The organism is Phytopseudomonas argentinensis, assembly GCF_900113905.1.
GTDB classification, from domain to species: domain Bacteria; phylum Pseudomonadota; class Gammaproteobacteria; order Pseudomonadales; family Pseudomonadaceae; genus Aquipseudomonas; species Aquipseudomonas argentinensis.
Map to the genome: position 1 here is coordinate 298152 of NZ_FORC01000003.1, position 19413 is coordinate 317564.

Annotated in this window: 18 protein-coding genes; 5 read left to right on the forward strand and 13 right to left on the reverse strand. The window is 65.2% G+C overall.

Going from position 1 to position 19413, the window contains the following annotated elements:
- The first annotated feature begins 65 nt into the window (after positions 1 to 65).
- From BM154_RS15900 to BM154_RS15915, 4 genes are all read left to right on the forward strand, one after another.
- On the forward strand, positions 66 to 893 hold the full coding sequence (locus BM154_RS15900) for a hypothetical protein (protein WP_074886097.1): 828 nt from the start codon (positions 66 to 68) through the stop codon (positions 891 to 893).
- 133 nt (positions 894 to 1026) lie between these two features.
- Positions 1027 to 2031, forward strand: coding sequence for a methionine ABC transporter ATP-binding protein (locus tag BM154_RS15905; protein WP_074886099.1), 1005 nt, complete (start codon positions 1027 to 1029; stop codon positions 2029 to 2031).
- Positions 2031 to 2696 carry a methionine ABC transporter permease gene (locus tag BM154_RS15910; RefSeq protein WP_074886105.1) on the forward strand — a complete coding sequence of 222 codons (666 nt, stop codon included), beginning with the start codon at positions 2031 to 2033 and terminating at the stop codon, positions 2694 to 2696. The genes BM154_RS15905 and BM154_RS15910 overlap by 1 nt, the downstream gene beginning before the upstream one ends.
- A gap of 60 nt (positions 2697 to 2756) precedes the next feature.
- A complete protein-coding gene (locus BM154_RS15915) occupies positions 2757 to 3533 on the forward strand; it encodes a MetQ/NlpA family ABC transporter substrate-binding protein (protein ID WP_074886108.1) in 777 nt (258 codons plus the stop codon).
- A gap of 81 nt (positions 3534 to 3614) precedes the next feature.
- Here BM154_RS15915 and BM154_RS15920 read toward each other — a convergent pair whose 3' ends face one another.
- Together BM154_RS15920 and BM154_RS15925 are read right to left on the reverse strand one after the other, a co-directional pair.
- The gene (locus tag BM154_RS15920) at positions 3615 to 4046 is read right to left on the reverse strand and encodes a GFA family protein (protein WP_074886111.1); all 432 of its coding nucleotides are present in this window, start codon (positions 4044 to 4046) and stop codon (positions 3615 to 3617) included.
- Complete coding sequence (locus tag BM154_RS15925) at positions 4043 to 4939, reverse strand: LysR family transcriptional regulator (protein ID WP_074886114.1); 897 nt, start codon at positions 4937 to 4939, stop codon at positions 4043 to 4045. The genes BM154_RS15920 and BM154_RS15925 overlap by 4 nt, the downstream gene beginning before the upstream one ends.
- Positions 4940 to 5035: 96 nt before the next feature.
- Between BM154_RS15925 and BM154_RS15930 the strand changes: the two genes are divergently transcribed.
- Complete coding sequence (locus BM154_RS15930; RefSeq protein WP_074886117.1) at positions 5036 to 5461, forward strand: VOC family protein; 426 nt, start codon at positions 5036 to 5038, stop codon at positions 5459 to 5461.
- A gap of 41 nt (positions 5462 to 5502) precedes the next feature.
- On the opposite strand, the gene BM154_RS15935 is transcribed toward BM154_RS15930, so the two are convergent.
- The 11 genes from BM154_RS15935 to BM154_RS15985 form a co-directional block, all read right to left on the reverse strand.
- Entirely contained in the window at positions 5503 to 6132 is a 630-nt protein-coding gene (locus BM154_RS15935) for an SCO family protein (protein ID WP_074886120.1), read from the reverse strand.
- A 181-nt stretch (positions 6133 to 6313) separates the two neighbouring features.
- Positions 6314 to 7843, reverse strand: a complete 1530-nt coding sequence (locus BM154_RS15940) for a SulP family inorganic anion transporter (RefSeq protein WP_074886123.1) — start codon at positions 7841 to 7843, stop codon at positions 6314 to 6316.
- Positions 7844 to 8042: 199 nt separating this feature from the next.
- Positions 8043 to 8774: a carbonic anhydrase gene (locus BM154_RS15945; protein ID WP_074886127.1), complete on the reverse strand. Its 732-nt coding sequence runs from the start codon at positions 8772 to 8774 to the stop codon at positions 8043 to 8045.
- 351 nt (positions 8775 to 9125) lie between these two features.
- The gene (pgi, locus tag BM154_RS15950) at positions 9126 to 10790 is read right to left on the reverse strand and encodes a glucose-6-phosphate isomerase (RefSeq protein ID WP_074886130.1); all 1665 of its coding nucleotides are present in this window, start codon (positions 10788 to 10790) and stop codon (positions 9126 to 9128) included.
- A 126-nt stretch (positions 10791 to 10916) separates the two neighbouring features.
- The gene (locus BM154_RS15955; protein ID WP_074886133.1) at positions 10917 to 11852 is read right to left on the reverse strand and encodes a carbohydrate kinase family protein; all 936 of its coding nucleotides are present in this window, start codon (positions 11850 to 11852) and stop codon (positions 10917 to 10919) included.
- Between the two features lie 70 nt (positions 11853 to 11922).
- Entirely contained in the window at positions 11923 to 13407 is a 1485-nt protein-coding gene (xylB, locus tag BM154_RS15960; protein ID WP_074886136.1) for a xylulokinase, read from the reverse strand.
- A 3-nt stretch (positions 13408 to 13410) separates the two neighbouring features.
- On the reverse strand, positions 13411 to 14886 hold the full coding sequence (locus tag BM154_RS15965) for a mannitol dehydrogenase family protein (RefSeq protein ID WP_074886139.1): 1476 nt from the start codon (positions 14884 to 14886) through the stop codon (positions 13411 to 13413).
- Between the two features lie 17 nt (positions 14887 to 14903).
- The gene (locus BM154_RS15970) at positions 14904 to 16010 is read right to left on the reverse strand and encodes an ABC transporter ATP-binding protein (RefSeq protein WP_074886142.1); all 1107 of its coding nucleotides are present in this window, start codon (positions 16008 to 16010) and stop codon (positions 14904 to 14906) included.
- An 18-nt stretch (positions 16011 to 16028) separates the two neighbouring features.
- Positions 16029 to 16862, reverse strand: a complete 834-nt coding sequence (locus tag BM154_RS15975; RefSeq protein WP_074886145.1) for a carbohydrate ABC transporter permease — start codon at positions 16860 to 16862, stop codon at positions 16029 to 16031.
- A 10-nt stretch (positions 16863 to 16872) separates the two neighbouring features.
- Positions 16873 to 17805 (reverse strand): carbohydrate ABC transporter permease, encoded by a 933-nt coding sequence (locus tag BM154_RS15980; protein ID WP_074886148.1) that lies wholly within the window; start codon positions 17803 to 17805, stop codon positions 16873 to 16875.
- Between the two features lie 108 nt (positions 17806 to 17913).
- The gene (locus tag BM154_RS15985) at positions 17914 to 19224 is read right to left on the reverse strand and encodes an ABC transporter substrate-binding protein (RefSeq protein ID WP_074886150.1); all 1311 of its coding nucleotides are present in this window, start codon (positions 19222 to 19224) and stop codon (positions 17914 to 17916) included.
- Positions 19225 to 19413 lie beyond the last annotated feature (189 nt).

Genomic DNA, 19413 nt, shown 5'->3' on the forward strand with positions numbered 1-19413 from the left:
ATTTGGTGGCCCGCCGGCCGCCGTGTAGAATTGCGTATTTTTTGCACAAACCGAGACCCGCAGCCATGACATCGTTCCCTTTACGCTGCGCTGCCCTGGCCGTGCTGGCTCTGCTGACCGTTGGCTGCCAGAGCCAGCAGGTAGCCGAGCCGGCGCCAGCCCCGGCTGCAGCAGCGACGGCGCCGGGCGCCCAGGAGCAGTTCGACGCACACCTGGCCGCCGGCCAACTGACCGAGGCCGAAACCCAGCTCGAGGCTCTGCAGGCAAACAGCGACCCCGCAGCACTGCTGCAGGCCCAGCGCCAGCTCTCCGAGGCCTACCTGCAGGCAGGCCAGAAGGCCCTGGAAGCCGGCGACCTGGACAAGGCCGCCAAATCCCTGGCCCACGCGCGCACCCTGATGCCCAAGGCACCGGCCCTGACCACCGGGCTGGATGGTGCCATCGGCAAGGCCCGCCAAGCCGAACTCAGCGCCGTCGAGCAAGCCCGTCAGGCCGGTGAACAGGCCCAGGCGGCACGCCAGGAGCAGCTGCGCCTGCTGCGCCAGGCTGCCGAAGCCCAAGCCGCCGCCAGCCGCGCGGCCGATGGCGCACCGGCGCAGGGGCCGGCGCAACTGATCGACCCGGCGGCCAAGCGCAGCGACGTCAGCCTGGCGATGCTCGACAGCCGCGACGAGGCGGCGCTGTTCGAGCGCCTGGATGCCGTGGCCGCCGATGTGGTGGCCTTCGACCGCAGCGTGCATATCCAGGTGCGCAGCGCCGAGGATCTGCGCCGTGTCACGGCGCTGCTCGAGGCGCGGGTGATGAAGCTCGACCCGACCTTCAAACTTGCGCTCAGCCATGCCGTCAAACCGGTTCAGGTGCCGCGCTTGGTCTTGCGCCCGCGGGGTCAGTGAGATCGCTGTAGTTATAGCTTTTTAGATATAAACATAGGCCTACAAAGATTTTTGAGGCCTAAAGAGCGCCGGGTAAACTGGCCATCCATTTCATGCCTACCCGGCAAAACGAAGAACCCAAAAGGTTTAACGCGTGATCGACTTTCATCAGGTTCACAAGGCGTACCGCGTCAGTGGCCGCGATATCCCCGCCTTGCAACCCTGCGACCTGCACATCGAACGTGGCGAAGTGTTCGGCATAATCGGCCACTCCGGCGCGGGCAAGAGCACTCTGCTGCGCCTGATCAACCGCCTCGAGGAGCCCTCCGGCGGGCGCATCGATATCGATGGCGTGGACGTTACCGCCCTGGGCGCCGACGGCCTGCGAAAATTCCGCCAGCAAGTGGGCATGATCTTCCAGCACTTCAACCTGCTGTCATCCAAGACCGTTGCCGCCAACGTCGGCATGCCGCTGAAACTGGCCGGCGTACCGGCCCGGGAAATCGACCAGCGCGTCGCCGCGCTGCTCGAGCGCGTAGGCCTCCAGGACCACGCCAACAAGTACCCGGCGCAGCTCTCCGGCGGCCAGAAGCAGCGCGTCGGCATCGCCCGCGCCCTGGCCACGCGGCCGAAGATTCTGCTCTGCGACGAGGCCACCAGCGCCCTCGATCCGCAAACCACCGCCTCGGTGCTGCAGCTCTTGGCCGAGATCAACCGCGAGCTGGGCCTGACCATCGTGCTGATCACCCATGAGATGGACGTGATTCGCCGGGTCTGCGACCGCGTGGCGGTCATGGACGCCGGGGTGATCGTCGAGTCGGGGCCGGTCGCCGAGGTGTTTCTGCATCCGCAGCACGCCACCACCAAGCGTTTCGTGCAGGAAGCCGAGCATGTCGACGAGAACGACCAGCGCGACGACTTCGCCCATGTGCAGGGGCGCATCCTGCGCCTGACCTTTATCGGCGAGTCCACCTATTCGCCCGTTCTCGGCCAGGTGGCCCGGGAAACCGGGATCGACTACAGCATCCTTGCCGGGCGTATCGACCGCATCAAGGACACGCCCTACGGCCAGCTGACCCTGGCGCTGACCGGCGGCGACATCGACGCCGCCCTGGCCCGCTTCGAAGCGGCTGACGTGCACCTGGAGGTCCTCCGTTGATGGAAACCCTGCTCCCCAACGTCGACTGGCTGGAAATCTGGCAGGCCAGCCTCGATACCCTGAATATGCTCGGCGGCTCGATGCTGTTCACCGTGCTGTTCGGCCTGCCCCTCGGGGTGATGCTGTTTCTCACCGGCCCGCGGCAGATGTTCGAACAGAAGGGCCTCTACGCGGTGATCTCGCTGGTGGTCAACGTGTTGCGCTCGGTGCCGTTCGTGATCCTGCTGATCCTGCTGATCCCGGTCACGGTGGTGATTACCGGCACCTCACTGGGCGTCGCCGGAGCCATCCCGCCGCTGGTGGTCGGTGCCACGCCGTTCTTCGCGCGCCTGGTGGAAACCGCCCTGCGCGAGGTCGATCGCGGCATCATCGAGGCGACCCAGGCGATGGGTGCCAGCACCCGGCAGATCATCTTCAATGCCCTGCTGCCCGAGGCCCTGCCGGGTATCCTGGCGGCCATCACCGTCACCGCCATCACTCTGGTGTCCTACACCGCGATGAGCGGCCTGATCGGCGGCGGCGGCCTCGGCGACCTGGCGGTGCGTTACGGCTACCAGCGTTACCAGCCGGACGTGATGTTCGTGACCGTGGCGCTGCTGGTGGTGCTCGTACAGATTCTGCAAACCATCGGCGACCGCCTGGTGGTGCATTTTTCCCGTAAATAAAACAGCTGGAAGGGCCAGCGGCAGCGTGCCGCCACGCCATCTCACTTCAAGGAGTCAACGATGAAAAAACTGCTCACTGCCCTGGCTGTCGTCGCAGCCTTCTCCAGCGCCGCCCAGGCTGAAACCCTGCGCGTCGCCGCCTCGGCCGTCCCGCACGCCGAGATCCTCAATTTCGTCAAACCGGCCCTGGCCAAGGAAGGCGTGGAGCTGGACGTCAAGGTCTTCACCGACTACGTGCAGCCCAACGTACAGGTCGCCGAGAAGCGCCTGGACGCCAACTTCTTCCAGCACCAGCCGTACCTGGACGAGTTCAACAAGAGCCGTGGCACCAGCCTGGTCAGCGTAGGTGGCGTGCACGTCGAGCCGTTTGGCGCCTACTCCAGCAAGATCAAGGACCTCAAAGAGCTGCCGCAAGGCGCCAACGTGGTAATCCCCAACGACGCCACCAACGGCGGCCGCGCCCTGCTGCTGCTGCAGAAGGCTGGCGTGATCACTCTGAAGGATCCGAGCAACATCCTCTCCACCCCGAAGGACATCGCCGAGAACCCGAAGGGCATCAAGGTGCGTGAGCTGGAAGCCGCGACCCTGCCGCGCGTGCTGACCCAGGTCGACCTGGCGCTGATCAACACCAACTACGCCCTGGAAGCCAAGCTGAACCCGACCGAGGACGCCCTGGCCATCGAAGGCAGCGACTCGCCGTACGTCAACATCCTGGTGACCCGTGAAGACAACAAGGACAGCCCGGCCGTGCAGAAGCTGGTCAAGGCCCTGCACAGCGATGAAGTGAAAACCTTCATCCTGGAAAAATACAAAGGCGCGGTGGTTCCGGCATTCTGATTGCCGCTATTACTCCTGCTGCAGTCGATGCCGCGTAGCCCCTGGACTACGCGGCATTTTCATTTCCGCGACCGGGCACCCTCACTCGGCAGGGATAAACCGCAGCACGCCGGCCAGCCTGGAACCCGAGCTGCCGGGATTGTCCTTGGGATGGGCGATGCCGTCGCTGACCGGCACCTCGGCGAAATCGAACGGGCTGACGCCTTCGAGGCAGGCGGCATTGACGCCGTACTGATCCGGGTTGGAACGGCGCTGATGGTGGGTGTAGATGCCGCAGCGCGAGCAGAAGAAGTGCTGGGCGCTTTTGGTATTGAAGCGATAGACCGTCAGCAGGTCTTCACCCTGCAGGATACGCAAGTCGGCCAGTTCGGCCGACACCGCCACCGCCCCTCGCATGCGGCAATAAGAGCAGTTGCAGCGCCGTGCGCTGTGCAGACCATCGCTGAGCGTCACCTGAAAGCGCACGCCGCCGCAGTGACAGGCACCGTTGATCTCGCCGATATCCTTGTTCATCCGTCACACCTCCGCTCGACTGAGACTTGATCATAGGCGGGATCGGCCAGGCATTGCAGCAGCCAGTCCATCGCGGGCTGGCGCTGGGCGCGGCGCAGGATCGCCACCAGCTCGCGGTGGAAGGTCAGCTCGCCCAGTTCCAGCACACGCAGCGTCTGTGGCCGCTGGCACCACAGGCCGGCGCAAGGGATCAGCGACACGCCCAGGCCGCACTCGACCATGCGCACGATGGCTTCCAGCTCGTCCAGCTCCAGGGCCTCGTGGGGCGTCAGCCGTTGTTCGCGCAAGAAGCGTTCGACCTGGCGACCGCCGAAGGAGCGCCGGTCGTAGCGCACGAAGGGCTGTTCGCGCAGCAGCTGCAGGGGGTCATCGCCGGTCATGCCGGGCGGTGCGATCAGCACGAAGGGCTCGCGGGCCAGTTCGATCTGCAGCAGCTCCTTGGGCACCTCGAACGGCGGGCGGATCAGCACCGCCAGGTCCAGCTCGCCGGCATCCACCTGGCCGAGCAGGTCGAGGGAAACGCCGGGCACCAGTTTCAACTCAACCCGCGCGGCCTGGGTGCGAAAACGCACCAGCGCTTCGGGCAGAAGCCCGGTCTGCACGCTGGCAATCGCACCGATCCTCAGTTCGCCCTGCCATTCCTCGAGCGCAGTGGGCAGAGCCATCTGCGCATACAGGCCAAGCATCTGCTCGGCCAGCGGCAAGGCGTGGCGCCCGCCCGCGCTGAGCACCGCACTGCGCCCACTGCGGTCGAACAGGCGCACACCGAGGCTCTGTTCCAGCACGCGCATCTGCGCGCTGACGGCCGACTGGGTCAGGCCGACGCGCAGCCCGGCAGCAGCAAAAGTGCCGTAGCGCGCCACAGCGACGAAGGTCTTCAATTCACGAATCATTGATCGATTTCTTTTGAGCTCGACGGCAAGGATATTCGCTTTTAATCAATATTCTTGCATCTAGAATCGACCGATACCGACCTGAGGAGCGCTTACATGGCATTGTCCCCGTTTCACCTGGCTATCCCCGTCTACGATCTGGCCGCCGCTCGGCATTTCTATGGCGAGGTGTTCGGCTGCGCCGAAGGCCGCAGCAGCGATCACTGGGTGGATTTCGATTTCTTCGGCCACCAGTTGGTGATCCACGAAGCCCCGAAGATGCCGCACCAGGAATCGGCCATCAGCAACCCGGTGGACGGCCACGACGTGCCGGTGCCGCACTTCGGGGTGATTCTCGACTGGTCAACCTGGGAAGCCCTGGCCAAGCGCCTGCAGGCGCGCGAAACGGCATTCGTGATCGAGCCCTACATCCGTTTCAAGGGCCAGGTCGGCGAGCAGGCCACCATGTTCCTCCTCGACCCCTGCGGCAACGCCCTGGAATTCAAGGCGTTCAAGGACATGAGTCAGCTGTTCGCCAAGTGATCGTCGGCAGCAAGAAAATGGGACCCGATGGGTCCCATTTTTTATTCGCTGCCGACCAGCCGCGGTAGCTGCGCGGCCAGCTTGTCGATATTGATCGGCGCGCGGATAAAGCCGCGCTGGGTGCCGTCCGGGCCGATCACGGCCAGGTTGCCGCTGTGGTCGACAGTGTAGTTTTCCTTGCTGGTATCGGCCGGAATATAGGGAATGCTCACCGCGTTGGAGAGCGCCTGGATGGTGTCCGGCTCGCCGGTCAGGCCCATGAAGCCGGCATTGAAGTAACCCAGGTACTTCTTCATCTGCTCCGGCGTGTCACGGGCCGGGTCGACGCTCACCAGCACGATACGCAGGTTGTTCCATGCCTGTTCCGGGATCTGCGTGCGCAGCTGACGCAATTGCGCCAGGGTCGCCGGGCAGATGTCCGGGCAGAAGGTGTAGCCGAAGAACAACAGGCTCCACTGGCCCTTGAGCTGGCCGGTGGAAAAGGTCTGGCCGTCCTGGTCGAGGAAATCCAGGGCAGGAACCTGACGCTGCTGGGGCAGCATGACGATGCCGGCGTCGAGCAGCGCCGCGGCGTCGTTGGACTTGCCGCGCAGGGCCTGGTTGACGATCAGGCCGAGCACCAGGGCCACGGCGGCGATAAGGACGAATACGATGATGTGCTTGCGGGTCATGGCGGCCACGATGATCAGGGTGAAAGGTATCGCCCTGTGTGACCCGATCCGCCCGCTAAGGGGCGCGCGAAGATCGGCCAAGCGGCGATGCGCAGCCGCAGAAGGTACCAGATACGCGGCGCCAGGTGGCCGTTAACGCCTGCGGCCGGCTGTCACGCTGACAACCGGCCGGGCGTACCCTTCAGGCCGCGGCGCGGCGCATGCTCAGCGCCCGCCCCTCGAGGCGGCGGGTCAGACCATGGCGCTCGATCAGCAGCGCACCACCCTGCTGCTCGGCGGCACGGCCCCAGTCATCGAGCAGCTCCATGCAGGCATGATCGACATAGCTGAGGTTGTCGAGCGGCACGTGCAGGCGAGTGGTCGGCGCGATGCCTTCCAGCACGCTGGCCAGGTGCGGCACCTTGAGGAAGGTCGCCGAGCCGGTCAGGCGCAGTTCCGCTTCGTCAGGGCCGATCTCACTGAGGCTGACTTTCAGGCGCGAGGCCTTGCCGGCGAGCTTGACCAGAGTCAGGGCGAAGCCGATCAGCACGCCGGTCAGCAGGTCGACGGCAACGATGCCCAGGGCGGTGGCGGCATAGATGAACACCGGGGCGCGCCCATAACGGCCGAGGCTGCGGATGGCCTTGATATCGACCAGTTTGAAGCCGGTGTAGACCAGCACGCCGCCCAGGCAGGCGACCGGGATGCTCTGCAGCACCGCCGGCAGCAGCATGACGAAGGCCAGCAGCCAGGCACCATGGAAGATGGTCGACATGCGGGTGCGGGCGCCGGCCTGGACGTTGGCCGAGCTGCGCACGATCACCCCGGTCATCGGCAGTGCGCCCAGTACGCCGCAGAGCATGTTGCCGATGCCCTGGGCGGACAGCTCACGGTCCAGGTTGGAACGCGGGCCAGTGTGCATGCGGTCCACCGCTGCGGCCGACAGCAGGGTTTCGGCACTCGCGATAAAGGCCACCACCACCGCGGCCAGAATGATCTGCGGGTTGGCCAGGTTGAACAGGTCAGCCGGTTGTATCCAGTCGATGGCATCGCTCAGGTTTGCCGGCACCTCGACCCGCGCCACACCCAGGCCCAGCCACAGGCTGATCAGGGTCATCAGCGTCACGCCGATCAGCGCGCCGGGCAGAAAGCGCAGGCCATGGGGCCGTAGCTTGTCCCACAGGAACATGCAGCTGATGGTGCCGAAGCCCAGCAACGCCGCTGCCAGGGCACTGCCGCCGCCCAGGCCGGGGATGGCCTGGCGCAGGGTATCGGGGAACGCCAGCAGATTGTCCAGGCCGGAGGCCTGGGGCTTGACGTCGAACATCACGTGAAACTGCGAAAGCACGATAAGGATGCCGATACCGGCGAGCATGCCGTATACCACTGCAGGGGCCGTGACGCGGAACCAGCAACCCAGGCGCAGGCGCCCGGCGACCAGCTGCAGCAGGCCGGCGAGCAAGAGAATCGGCCCGAGCATGGCGATGCCATGGGTGCGCACCAGTTCGAATACCAGTACCGCCAGACCGGCAGCCGGGCCGCTGACCTGCAGGGGCGAGCCGGCCAGCCAGCCGACCACCAGGCCACCGATGATGCCGGTGATCAGGCCCTTGGCCGGGGGCATGCCGGAGGCGATGGCGATGCCCATGCACAGCGGCAGGGCGACGAGAAAGACCACGATGGATGCCAATGCATCCCGTGGTAGAGCGGCTTTGAATGAAGCGAGGGTCATGGTGCGGTCTCCTGCAGATCCGGCGCACGAAAGGTCATGACGATGAGCGAGGGCTCACCATCAGCAGGTGTAAGGCAGTCAAAACCCAAGAGGCCTGTTGCAGGGCAAACCAGCAACAAGCCCGAAAACGGCTGTCGATTGTGGGCGGTTAATCCGCGGGTCGATTCATGGCCACCGGGTGACGTCCTGTCGTAAGTGATCACGAGGCCAGGTAGCGGGCTCGCGGGCTGGCACTGGGGGTGGTTTCTCCATCGAGGGGCAGGAACTCGCCACGCTCGGCGTCATACGCCTTGATGGTGCAGTTCTCGATGTCGTAGACCCAGCCATGAATGAACAGCTGACCGCTGGCCAGGCGCGCCGCGACCGATGGGTGGGTGCGCAGGTGATCGAGTTGCGCCACCACGTTCTCTTCGGTCAGTACGCCCAGGGTGGAGTGGTCGGCGCAGCCACAGTTATCGGCCACCACGGTCTTGGCCACTTCGGCGTGCCGCAGCCAGGCCTTGACCGTTGGCATGCGCTCGATGCTCTGCGGGTTGAGCACCGCTTTCATGGCGCCGCAGTCGGAGTGCCCGCAGATGATGATGTGCTGTACGCCCAGGCCCAGCACCGCGTATTCGATGGCGGTGGAAACACCACCGTTCATTTGCCCGTAAGGCGGCACCACGTTGCCAACGTTACGGGTCACGAACAGCGAACCAGGGTCGCTCTGGGTGATCAGTTCGGGAACGATGCGCGAGTCCGCACAGGTGATGAACATCGCCTGGGGGCTCTGCTGGCGGGCCAGCTTGCTGAACAGCTCGCGCTGGTTGGGGAAAACATCGTTGCGGAAGCGCTGAAAGCCATCAAGCAGGGTCTGCAGGGCATCTTCCGCGGGCTGCTTGCCGGCTGGAGTGGGTGTGGCGGATCGGATGGGACGAATGCGCTCGCTCATGGTGCCTCCTGGTTTTTCAGTCGTGATATTGACTTGCCATCTAATGGCAGTTTGCTTCGTGACCAATTAGTCACATCGCAGACGAAGTTACCTATCCAGGCTTAAACCAACCTTAATCGCAAGAAGTGTGGAAGCTATCGGCGGGTGATTTGTAACCACATGCCACTGGGCCACTTTCAACCGGCTTTGCCGGCCGCTTTTGGCAGGGGCTGGATACAGACTCATCTAAAAGGCTGCGGGTGTCCATTGTGTTACAGCGCAGCGCCCTTCATCGCCGGTGAGCAGGGAGCGGCAGGAGCAAAGGCGCAGTAAAGACAGCCCCTGCACATGGTGGCGTGCAGGGGCTGGGGCTCAGCCGCGGTGGCGGCCGCGGAAGAAGTCGATCAGGCCCTGGGTGGAGCCGTCTTCCGCCGTTGCATCATCGCTGCCGACCATGCGCGAGTAGACGCCCTTGCCCAGTTCCTTGCCGAGCTCCACGCCCCATTGGTCGAAGGCGTTGTTGCCCCAGATGACGCTCTGCACGAACACCTTGTGCTCGTACATGGCGATCAACGCGCCGAGGCGACGGGGGCTGACGCGCTCCATCACCAGGGTGTTGCTCGGCCGGTTGCCGGGAATCACCTTGTGCGGAGCCAGGCGCTGCACGTCTTCCTCGCTCATGCCCTTGGCGCGCAGCTCGGCCTCGGCCTCCTCGCGGGACTTGCCGAGCATCAGCGCCTGGCTCTGCGACAGGCAGTTGGCGTACAGCCACTGATGGTGGTCGGCCACCGGGTTGTAGCTGCTCACCGGCACGATGAAGTCCGCCGGGATCAGCTGGGTGCCCTGGTGCAGCAACTGGTGGTAGGCGTGCTGGCCGTTGCAGCCGACGCCGCCCCAGATCACCGGCCCGGTGGCGGTGCTGACCGGCTGGCCATCGCCGCGCACGCTCTTGCCGTTGGACTCCATGTCCAGCTGCTGCAGGTGCTTGGTGATGTTGCGCAGGTAGTGGTCGTACGGCAGGATCGCGTGGCTCTGGGCATTCCAGAAATTGCCGTACCACACGCCCAGCAGGGCCAGCAGCACCGGCATGTTTTCCTCGAACGGCGCGGTCTTGAAATGCTCGTCCATGCGGTAGGCACCGGACAGCAGTTCCTTGAAGTTGGACATGCCGATCGACAGCGCGATCGGCAGGCCGATGGCCGACCACAGCGAATAGCGGCCGCCGACCCAATCCCACATCGGGAAGATGTTTTCCTCGCGGATACCGAAACTCACCGCCGCCTCGCGGTTGCTCGACACGGCAATGAAGTGCCGGTACAGCTCGGCCTCCGAACCGCCCTGGGCCAGGTACCAACCGCGCGCCGCCTGGGCGTTCTTCAGGGTTTCCAGGGTGCCGAAGGACTTCGACGAGACGATGAACAGGGTGGTTTCGGCACGCAGCTTGGCCACCAGCTCGTGGAACTCGCTGCCGTCGATATTGGCCAGGTAGTGGCAGCGCACGCCGCGCTGGGCGAACGGCAGCAGCGCCTCGGAAACCAGCTGCGGGCCAAGGAAGGAGCCGCCGATACCGATGTTCACCACGTCGGTGATCGGCTTCTCGGTATAGCCGCGCCACAGGCCGTTGTGGATGCGCCCGACCAGCTCGGTCATCTGCTGCAGCACGCGCTGCACCTCGGGAATGATGTCGACACCGTCGACCTCCACCTTGTCGCCCAATGGACGGCGCAGGGCAGTGTGCAAGGCCGGGCGCTGCTCGGTGTTGTTGAGAAGTTCACCGTCGAACAGTGCGCGGATGCCCTTTTCCAGCCCCACTTCACGGGCCAGGTTGACCAGCAGCTCGCGGGTCTCGGTGTTGATCAGGTTTTTCGAATAGTCCAGGAACAGCCCGCAGCCGCTCAGGCTGAAGGTCTCGAAACGCTGCGGGTCGGCGGCGAAGGCCTGGCGCATGCTGAAGCTGGCGAGGCGCTCGCGGTGGGCGACCAGAGCCTGCCAGCTCGGCAGTTGGGTGACATCCAGCGATGAAGAAAGGTACGGCATGAAGACTCCTTGGTTCGGGCCAGCCTCCTGGCCCTGCGAATTCGATTGCATGCCGTTGAATGCGCGGCGATGGCAAATACAGCGTTGAAAATTGCCTGAAGCGCCTCGTGTCCCCTCAACGGCCTCCTACTGCTCCAGCTCATGCCGGTACGGCAGTTGCGGGCCAACCCGCGAACAGGTCAGCGCCGCCGCCTTTACGGCGAAATCGAGCATCGCAGCGAGCGCTTCGCGCGACAATGCCGCCAGGCCAGCCGGGCTGTCCAGCCCATGCTGCACCAGGTAGGCAATGATCGCCGCCTGGAAGGTGTCCCCCGCCCCCACCGTGTCCTGCGTGACCACCTGGCGGGCCGGTACCGACCAGTGCCCGTGCTGCCGGCTGAACACACTCGCCCCGGCGTTGCCGCGGGTCAGGAACACCACCTGGCAGCGCCCGGCCAACCAGCGCTCGATGCTCGTCAACGGTGAGACGCCGGGATAGAGCAGCTCCAGGTCCTCCTCGCTGACCTTGATCAGATGCGCGTGGGCGGCAAAAGATTCAATTCGCTGCCGCCAGCGTTCGATATCGGGTGCCGGATTGAGGCGCACGTTGGGATCCAGGCTGATCAGCCGCCGCTCGCTCTCGCGCTCGACCAGCGCCAGCAGGGTGTCGCCAACCGGCGCCACCACCAGGGAATAGGAGCCCACATGCAGGCCGGTCACCTGCTCATCCAGCGCTGGCAGGTGCTCGACCAGCAGCTGGCGATCGGCGCAGCCGTCGCCGCGAAACATGTACTGCGGCGAGCCCTGGGCATCCAGGGCGACCATGGCCATGGTGGTCGGCGCCTCGCTGGCGACCAGGTAACGGTCGCTGACGCCCTCCTCGGCCAGTACCTGGCGCAGGCGCTGGCCAAGGTAGTCGCTGGAAATGCCGCCGAATAGCGCCGACTCGACGCCGAGGCGGCGCAAGCCGACGGCGACATTGAACGGCGAACCGCCGGCCAGGGCCTTGAAATTCAGCTCGCTGTTGCGTTCACCGGGATTGCAGAAGAAATCGAACAGGGCTTCGCCGCATACCAGATACATGGGTTCTCCGCGTCACGGAACAGGCGCATTCGCGCAGGGAAAGGGCCGGCGGCAGCGCCACCGGATCGGATTATTGCAGCCGGCGCACCTGCTCACGATAGCGCTGGTAGACGCCCTCGTAGGCGCGGCTGCGCAGTTCGTCGGGCTCGGCACCGCGGCTGGGGTCGAGGGTGACGCAGCGCTCGCACAGTTCCGCCAGGCTAAGCGCCTCGCCATGCTGGTGACTCACGCACCAGGCCGCCTGGATCGCCGCGCCCAGCGCTGCTGCTTCGGTGTGCTGCGGGCAGGCCACCGGAGCGCCCATGATGTCGGCGACGATCTGCCGCCACGCCGCGCTTTTCGCGCCGCCGCCGATCAGGCGGATGGCATCGCTGCGAATGCCGCTGTCGCGCAGCAGGTCGAGGCCGTAGCGCAGGCCGAAGGTAGTGCCCTCCACCACCGCACGGCAGAGGTTGGCGCGGGTCAGGTTGTCCGCCGTCAGGCCATGCAGGCTGGCGGTGGCCTGGGGCAATGCCGGCACCCGTTCGCCGTTGAGGAACGGCAGCATCAGTACGCCCCCGGCACCGATTGGCGCCTCGCCGACCAGGACGCCGAAGGTCTCGACATCCAGGCCCAACAGGTCGCGGATCGCGCCGCTGGCGTTGGTCAGGTTCATGGTGCAGATCAGCGGCAGCCAGCCACCGGAGGACGAGCAGAAGGTCGCCACCTGCGGGTGCGGGCTGACCTGTGGTTGCTCGGCATAGGCATACACCGTGCCCGAGGTGCCGAGGCTCATGGTGATCGCACCCGGCGCGATATTGCCGGTGCCGATGGCGCCCAGCATGTTGTCGCCACCGCCGCTGGCCACCAGCGCTCTGGGGTTGAGGCCCAGGCGCTCGGCGACCTGCGGGCGGATCGGGCCGACACAGCGCTGCGACTCGATCAGCTCCGGCAGGGCCCGCACCAGGGCGCCTTGCGGATCGATCAGCTCCAGCAGCTCGGTGTCCCAGTTGCGCGTACGCACGTTGAAATAACCGCTACCGGAGGCATCACCGAATTCGGCGCAGGCGCGCCCGGTCAGCCAGTAGTTGAGGTAGTCGTGGGGCAACAGGATATGGGCGATGCGGGCGAACACCTCGGGGTAATGGTCGCGGGTCCACAGCAGCTTCGACACCGTGTAGCCCGGTGCAATGGCCACGCCCAGCCGCTCCAGGGAGCCACTGTCACCGCCGAGAAACTCCAGCAGGTGGGCGTTCTCGACAGCCGACTCGGTGTCGCACCACAGCTTGGCCGGGCGCAATACCTCACCCTTGGCATCGAGCAGCACCAGGCCGTGCTGCTGGCCGGACACGCCAATGCCGAGGATCTCGCTGCCCGCCACCCCGGCCTGCTGCAGGGCCTGGGCGGTGGCCTGCTCGAAGGCCAGCAGCCAGTCGGCCGGATCCTGCTCGCGGCGCCCATTGGGGCCACTGATCAGCCGGTGCGCGGCGCTGCCCTCGCCAAGCACCTTGCCGCTGTGGATATCGAGGATCAGCGCCTTGGTGCCCTGGGTGCCGCAATCGATGCCGAGGTACATGGTTCAGTCACCCAGGAGGGTCTGCAGGGTGCGCGTTACGCCCAGCTTGCGCAGGCTGTCGTAGCACAGCTCGAAGGCGGTGACGAAGGCCGCCGATTGCGGGATGGCGGTGCCGAAGATCACCTCGACGCCGAGCACCCGCTCGCGCACCTTGTCGTCATCGGCCACCAGCGCCTGACAGAACTCGGCGCGCGGGTCGGGGATGCGGTAGCGGGTGCCCTGCTCGTCGACACCCTTGAGGTACAGCGCCCAGGCCGCGACCACCAGGGCGGCGCGCTCCAGGGGCCGACCGTCCTCGATCAGGCGGTTGAGGGTCGGCACGATGAACTTGGGAAACTTTGACGAGCCATCCGAGCACACACGCTCGAGCTGGTCGGCGATGGCCTGGTTGGAGAAGCGCTCGATCAGCGTGGCCTTGTAGTCGTCTAGGTCGATGCCCGGCACCGGTGCCAGCTGCGGGGTAACGTCCAGGTCCATGAAGGTACGCACGTAGCGCTCCAACAAGGGGTCGTTCATGGCTTCATGGACGAACCGATAGCCTTTGAGAAAGCCCAGGTAGGTCAGCGCCAGGTGGCTGCCGTTGAGCAGCTTGATCTTCATCTCCTCGTAGGGCGTGACGTCGCCGGTGAACTGCACGCCAACCTTCTCCCAGGCCGGCCGGCCATTGACGAACTTGTCTTCCAGCACCCATTGCAGGAAGGGCTCGCAGACCACCGGCCAGGCATCCTCGACGCCATGGCGCTCGGCCAGCTCGGCGCGGTGGGCATCGCTGGTCATCGGCGTGATGCGGTCGACCATGGCGTTTGGAAAGCTCACGTGGGCGTCGATCCAGGTCGCCAGCTCGTGGTCGGCGAGGTGGGCGAAGGCCAGCAACGCCTTGCGGGTCACCGCGCCGTTGTGGGGCAGGTTATCGCAGGACATCAGGGTGAACGCCGGAGTGCCGGCAGCGCGGCGTTTGGCCAGGGCCGCACAGAGAAAACCGAATACGCTGCGCGGCGCTTGCGGGTGCGCCAGGTCGTGCTGAATGTCCGGCAGGTGGGCCATGAACTCGCCCGTGCTGTCATCGATGCAGTAGCCGCCTTCGGTGATGGTCAGGGAGACGATGCGGATCGCCGGGTCGGCCAGCTTGTCGATCAGCGCCGCCGGCGAGTCCTCGGCCAGCAACATGCCGTTGATGGCGCCGACCACACGCACCTCCAGGCCAGGCTCGTCGCCCAGTACCAGCATGGTGTAGAGGTGATCCTGGGCGGCCAGCGCCTGCTGCATGGCGCGGTCTTCGCGGCGCAGGCCGACGCCGCAGATGCCCCATTCGCGGGCTTCGCCGCGGTTGAGCAACGCTTCGGTGTAGATCGCCTGGTGGGCGCGGTGGAAGCCGCCGACGCCGATATGGGCGATGCCCTGGCGCACGGTCGAGGGGTCGTAAACCGGTACTTCGACTTCCGGGGCCAGTGCAGCGAGATTCTTGCGATTCAGTTTCATGGGGCGATTCCTGCGCGTCAGGCGGCCTGGCCGGCCTGGATGCGTTTGTCGATGGCCAGGCCATCGGCGTTGAAGACGTGGCAGTGGGCCGGGTCGAAATCCAGCGCCAGGGCTTCGCCGTAGGCCGGCGAGAAGTCGCCGCGCACCCGCACGGTGAGGTCTTCCTCGCCGACGCGCACGTGGCAGAAGGTGTCGCTGCCCAGGCGCTCGCTGACATCGGCGGTGGCCTGCAAACGGCCCTGCCCGGCCGGCACCACGTTGAGGTGTTCGGGGCGGATGCCCAGGGTGACCGGGTCGCCGTTGCGCAGGCCGGTGCCGGCCAGGGGCAGGTCCAGCGCGGCGCCACAGGTCAGGCGCAGCTGGCAGCGGCCGCCGTCGACGCCCTCCACCTGGCCGCGCAGGAAGCCCATTTTCGGCGTGCCGAGAAAGCCGGCGACGAACAGGTTGACCGGGTGATTGTAGAGCTCCAGCGGCGAGCCGACCTGCTCGACGCGACCACCATTGAGTACCACCACCTTGTCGGCCAGGGTCATGGCCTCGACCTGGTCGTGGGTCACGTAGATCATCGTCGCCTTGAGCTCCTTGTGCAGGCGCGCCAGTTCCAGGCGAGTCTGCACGCGCAGGGCGGCGTCGAGGTTGGACAAGGGTTCATCGAACAGGAAGATCTTAGGGTTGCGCACGATGGCGCGGCCGATGGCCACGCGCTGGCGCTGGCCGCCGGAGAGCTGCTTGGGCTTGCGCTCCAGCAAAGCGCCCAGCTCGAGGATGCGCGCGGCGTTGGCGACCTTCTCCTCGACCTCCGCCTTGCCGACCCGGGCCAGATCGAGGGCAAAGGACAGGTTCTTGCGCACCGTCATGTGCGGGTACAGGGCGTAGGTCTGAAAGACCATCGCCAGGTCACGCTTGGCCGGCGCGGTGTCGGTGATATCGACGCCATCGAGGGTGATGGTGCCGCTGGAGACTTCCTCCAGCCCTGCGATCAGGCGCAGCAGCGTGGACTTGCCACAGCCGGACGGGCCGACGAATACCACGAATTCACGGTTCTCGATATCCAGGTCGATGCCCTTGATGATCGCCGTGCCGTCGAAGCCTTTTTTCAGGTTGCGGATTTTCAAATCAGCCATGGCTCTTGATCCTTCTTGTTATTTCACAGCGCCGAACGACAGACCACGCACCAGCTGCTTCTGGCTGATCCAGCCGAAGATCAGGATGGGTGCGCAAGCGAGGGTCGAAACGGCGGAAAGCTTGGCCCAGAACAGGCCTTCGGGACTGGAGTAGGAGGCCACCAGCGCGGTCAGCGGCGCGGCGGCGGAGCTGGTCAGGTTGAGCGACCAGAACGCCTCGTTCCAGCACAGGATCAGCGACAGCAGCATGGTCGAGGCCAGGCCGCCGCGGGCGATGGGCAGCAGCACGCGAACGATTTCCTGCCAGGTGGTGGCGCCATCGAGGCGCGCCGCTTCGAGGATCTCGCCGGGGATGTCCTTGAAGTAGGTGTACACCATCCACACCACGATCGGCAGGTTGATCAGGGTGTAGATGACGATCAGCGCCAGGCGCGAGTCGAGCAGGCCCAACTGCTTGGCCAAGAGATAAATCGGCACCAGCACGCCCACCGGCGGCAGCATCTTGGTGGACAGCATCCACAGCAGCGTGCCCTTGGTGCGCTTGGTCTCGAAGAACGCCATCGAGTAGGCCGCCGGCACCGCGATGAGCATGCACAACAAGGTCGCCGAGAAGGAGATCAGCACCGAGTTCCAGGCGTAAGCGAAGTAGTCGCTGCGCTCGTTGATGTGCAGGTAGTTCTCGAAGGTCGGGGTGAAGATGAACTGCGGTGGCGTGGCGAAGGCATCCAGCTCGGTCTTCAGGCTGGTCAGCACCATCCAGAAGATCGGAAAGAAGATCAGCGCGGCCACGGCCCAGGCCAGCGTGCCGACCAGCACGCTTTGCAGGCGACGGGATTGCTTCAGGGTCAGCATCTCGGAGCCCTCACTGTTTATCGGTCAGGTTCTTGCCGATCATGCGGATCAGCACGATGGCGGCGATGTTGGCGATGACCACGGCGATCAGCCCGCCGGCGGAGGCCATGCCCACGTCGAACTGCAGCAGCGCCTGGGTGTAGATCAGGTAGGCCAGGTTGGTCGACTCGTAACCCGGGCCGCCGCTGGTGGTGGTGTAGATCTCGGCGAAGACCGAGAGCAGGAAGATGGTTTCGATCATCACCACCACGGCGATCGGCCGTGCCAGGTGCGGCAGGGTCAGGTGCCAGAAGATCGCCAGCGGGCCGGCGCCGTCGAGGCGCGCGGCCTCCTTCTGCTCCTGGTCGAGGGACTGCATGGCGGTCATCAGGATGAGGATGGCGAACGGCAGCCACTGCCACGACACAATAAGGATGATCGAGAACAGCGGGTGGTGCGCCAGCCAGTCCACCGGCTGGGCGCCGAAGAACTGCCATACGGCGGCGAGGATCCCCGACACCGGGTGGAAGATCAGGTTCTTCCACAGCAGCGCGCTGACCGTCGGCATGATGAAGAACGGCGAGATCAGCAGCACCCGCACGATGCCCCGACCGAAGAACTCACTGGCCTCCAGCAGTGCGGAGATCAGCACACCGAACACCACGCTGATCAGCAGCACGCTGCCGACCAGCAGCAAGGTGTTGCCGGCGCCGGACAGGAAGGCGGCATCGGTGACGAAGTATTCGAAATTTTCCAGGCCGACGAAGTCGTTTTCGCCGGGGTACAGCAGGTTGTAGCGGATCAGCGAGAAGTAGATGGTCATGCCCAGGGGCACGATCATCCAGATCAGCAGCAGAACCACCGAGGGGCTGACTAGGAACCAGCCGGGCTCCAGGCGCTTGCGCCGTGTGGCGACGGCTTCGCCCGCCGCGGACGCGCGGGAGTCGAGGGTTGTGTTATCCATGGGGGCTCCGCAATGAGCGGTTGGGTATGACGGATCGGGCCGAGTGACCCAGGCGTTGTCTGATTGCCCGCGGTGGACCGCTGCAGTGCGGCCCACCATCGGGTGTGCTTACTTCGGATACCCGGCGCGTTTCATTTCCCGCTCGGTGCTCTGCTGGGCGGCCTGCAGCGCCTGCTCGGGCTGCATCTGCCCGGTCAGCGCGGCGGCGAATAGCTTGCCGACCGCAGTGCCTACGGCCTGGAACTCGGGAATAGTCACCAGCTGGATGCCCACGTACGGTACCGGCTTGGCGCTGGGGTTGGCCGGGTCGGCCTTCTTCAGCGAGTCGAGGGTCACCTTGGCAAACGGCGCGGCCTTCATGTAGGCATCGCTGTAGGTCGAGGCGCGAGTGCCTGGTGGTACGTTGGCAACGCCATCCTTCTCGGCGACCAGCTCACCGTAGGCCTTGGACGTGGCCCAGGCGCTGAAGGTCTTGGCGGCATCCTTGGACTTGGAGCTGGTGGGGATCGCCAGCGCCCAGGAATACAGCCAGGAGGCGCCCTTGTCGGTGACCTGGGTCGGTGCGAAGGTGAAGCCCACCGAGTCGGCCACCTTGCTCTGGGATTTGTCGGTGACGAACGAGCCAGCCACGCTGGCATCGACCCACATGGCGCACTTGCCGCTGTTGAACAGCGCCAGGTTCTCGTTGAAGCCGTTGCTCGAGGCACCCGGCGGTCCGTATTTCTTCATGGTGTCGACGTAGAAGTTCAGCGCGTTCTTCCACTCGCTGCCGGTGAATTCCGGCTTCCACTGCTCGTCGAACCAGCGTGCGCCGTAGGCGTTGGCGATGGTGGTGATCAGCGCCATGTTCTCGCCCCAGCCTGCCTTGCCGCGCAGGCAGATACCGTACTGGCCTTTGTCCGGCTGATGCAGTTTGCCGGCGAATTCGGCCATCTGCTCCCAGGTCGGCTGCTCGGGCATCTCTAGTCCCGCCTGCTCGAACAGATCCTTGCGGTAGTAGGTGATCGAGGCCTCGGCGTAGAACGGCAGCGCATAGAGCTGCCCCTTGGCCGACAGGCCTTCGCGCACGGAGGGGAACACGTCGTCGAGGGCGTAGTCGGCGGGCAAGTCCTTCATCGGCTCCAGCCAGCCCTTCTCGCCCCACAGCGCCGCTTCGTACATGCCGATGGTCAGCACGTCGAACTGGCCGCCCTGGGTGGCGATATCGGTGGTCAGGCGCTGGCGCAGCACGTTCTCTTCGAGCACCACCCACTTGAGCTTGATGTCCGGGTGCTGTTCTTCGAAGGTCTTGGCCAGGCGCTGCATGCGGATCATGTCGCTGTTGTTGACCGTGGCGATGGTCACGGTCTCGGCAGCCTGGGCGCCAACGGTGAGCGACAGGCAGGAAGCGGCTACAAGTACTTTGAGCGTATGGTTCATGGTCTTGAACTCCTCTCCCTGGCCCGGTGAGCCTCGGGAGACGTTATTGTTTTTGTGGGCCGACCCGGATTACACCCCTACGGCCAGACGTGAACAACGCCTCGACTGCACTGTAACCGATACTTTTTTGCACTGAGAATGCAGCGCTCAATGGCGATGCAACGTCCACGGCAGCTCAAGAACGGGCCT

Bases quoted from the DNA above. Each gene is read 5' to 3' on its own strand.
- BM154_RS15915 (WP_074886108.1), top strand. From the start codon at position 2,757: ATGAAAAAACTGCTCACTGCCCTGGCTGTCGTCGCAGCCTTCTCCAGC.
- BM154_RS15955 (WP_074886133.1), bottom strand. From the start codon at position 11,852: ATGTATCTGGTATGCGGCGAAGCCCTGTTCGATTTCTTCTGCAATCCC.
- BM154_RS15920 (WP_074886111.1), bottom strand. From the start codon at position 4,046: ATGAACAAGGATATCGGCGAGATCAACGGTGCCTGTCACTGCGGCGGC.
- pgi (WP_074886130.1), bottom strand. From the start codon at position 10,790: ATGCCGTACCTTTCTTCATCGCTGGATGTCACCCAACTGCCGAGCTGG.
- BM154_RS15935 (WP_074886120.1), bottom strand. From the start codon at position 6,132: ATGACCCGCAAGCACATCATCGTATTCGTCCTTATCGCCGCCGTGGCC.
- xylB (WP_074886136.1), bottom strand. From the start codon at position 13,407: ATGTACCTCGGCATCGATTGCGGCACCCAGGGCACCAAGGCGCTGATC.
- BM154_RS15965 (WP_074886139.1), bottom strand. From the start codon at position 14,886: ATGAAACTGAATCGCAAGAATCTCGCTGCACTGGCCCCGGAAGTCGAA.
- BM154_RS15970 (WP_074886142.1), bottom strand. From the start codon at position 16,010: ATGGCTGATTTGAAAATCCGCAACCTGAAAAAAGGCTTCGACGGCACG.
- BM154_RS15925 (WP_074886114.1), bottom strand. From the start codon at position 4,939: ATGATTCGTGAATTGAAGACCTTCGTCGCTGTGGCGCGCTACGGCACT.
- BM154_RS15910 (WP_074886105.1), top strand. From the start codon at position 2,031: ATGGAAACCCTGCTCCCCAACGTCGACTGGCTGGAAATCTGGCAGGCC.
- BM154_RS15940 (WP_074886123.1), bottom strand. From the start codon at position 7,843: ATGACCCTCGCTTCATTCAAAGCCGCTCTACCACGGGATGCATTGGCA.
- BM154_RS15900 (WP_074886097.1), top strand. From the start codon at position 66: ATGACATCGTTCCCTTTACGCTGCGCTGCCCTGGCCGTGCTGGCTCTG.
- BM154_RS15980 (WP_074886148.1), bottom strand. From the start codon at position 17,805: ATGGATAACACAACCCTCGACTCCCGCGCGTCCGCGGCGGGCGAAGCC.
- BM154_RS15930 (WP_074886117.1), top strand. From the start codon at position 5,036: ATGGCATTGTCCCCGTTTCACCTGGCTATCCCCGTCTACGATCTGGCC.
- BM154_RS15985 (WP_074886150.1), bottom strand. From the start codon at position 19,224: ATGAACCATACGCTCAAAGTACTTGTAGCCGCTTCCTGCCTGTCGCTC.
- BM154_RS15975 (WP_074886145.1), bottom strand. From the start codon at position 16,862: ATGCTGACCCTGAAGCAATCCCGTCGCCTGCAAAGCGTGCTGGTCGGC.
- BM154_RS15945 (WP_074886127.1), bottom strand. From the start codon at position 8,774: ATGAGCGAGCGCATTCGTCCCATCCGATCCGCCACACCCACTCCAGCC.